Consider the following 988-nt stretch of genomic DNA (forward strand, 5'->3'; position numbering starts at 1 on the left):
CTTTTTATGCAACCTTAATGGCTTTACCAAAAGGAACCCGCGGCAAAATAGCACCAGGTACCAGCCAAATCATTTCATAACTTACTGAATCTATATCTTCAGAAATAAAACCGGTCACATCTGTAATATAAAACAATGTGTCAATATTCTCTTCTTTTGCCCACTCAAGAACCAAAGTATATGAAGATTTCCCATGTGTATGATATTTTATTGTATCACTTTTAACAGGAGACGTACTTCGAATTTTAAAATCAGCTTGTACTAATATGGTATCTGGTTTCACCTGTTCAAACAGTTTTACTATGTTATTAATTAAAATGCTGGGGGCTTCATTCGTGGAAGTGTCAACAGCTAAGGCAACTTTTTTATCTTGGCGCTGCTGAATCATTGAAAGTATCGTTTTGTGCCATTTCAACACAACCAACTCCTTTGGAATTGAATAAGTGAACCATCTTATTTTGGTTTATTAAGAAGGAGGTTATGATTGGTTAATTGCGGAAATCGATACACTTTAGAAAAGCGGTTTCGTTTATCTAAAGCATTATTTTCCACTATCGATTAAAATGCGTTTCAACCAATAAAGGCTCATCAAAGTTTGTTCTAGATGAGCCTTATTTTTACTAATCCCTGTTTTCATTGAGTTCATCAATCAGCTGCTTAGTTCGTTTCGCATTTCCTTCCGCAAAGTTTTCAAGCCGTTCCTTAAGTTCACTATCATCGTGAATTCGCTCTGCAGTAATAAGATATGTCCTCATTAAATTCTCTTCTGTTTCAATTGCATCCTCAAGAACGTCTTTAAGTATTTCCTTTTCTTCATTTTTACCATTAAACAAATTGAAACCCATCTTGAAAACCTCCTTTTCTCCTTTATCGTTCTCTTTTCCTTTTCTATATATCCAACTGGGAAATCAGTTCATCAAACTTTCCATAACTAATTAAATCGTGTAAGATTAAATCGTAGACGATTTAATTTTTAATCATATACATC

The 988-nt window shown here is 33.9% G+C and carries 2 protein-coding genes; both read right to left on the reverse strand.

All coding sequences use genetic code 11. The annotated features are described in order from the left end of the window. Positions 1–4: 4 nt before the first annotated feature. Positions 5–415 carry a VWA-like domain-containing protein gene (locus V7137_RS19365; protein ID WP_335699587.1) on the reverse strand — a complete coding sequence of 137 codons (411 nt, stop codon included), beginning with the start codon at positions 413–415 and terminating at the stop codon, positions 5–7. 205 nt (positions 416–620) lie between these two features. Next, positions 621–845, reverse strand: coding sequence for a hypothetical protein (locus V7137_RS19370; protein WP_335699588.1), 225 nt, complete (start codon positions 843–845; stop codon positions 621–623). Positions 846–988: the final 143 nt, after the last annotated feature.

It is taken from the genome of Neobacillus drentensis (assembly GCF_036962765.1).
Taxonomy (GTDB): domain Bacteria; phylum Bacillota; class Bacilli; order Bacillales; family Cytobacillaceae; genus Neobacillus; species Neobacillus drentensis_C.

Bases quoted from the DNA above. Each gene is read 5' to 3' on its own strand.
- V7137_RS19370 (WP_335699588.1), bottom strand. From the start codon at position 845: ATGGGTTTCAATTTGTTTAATGGTAAAAATGAAGAAAAGGAAATACTT.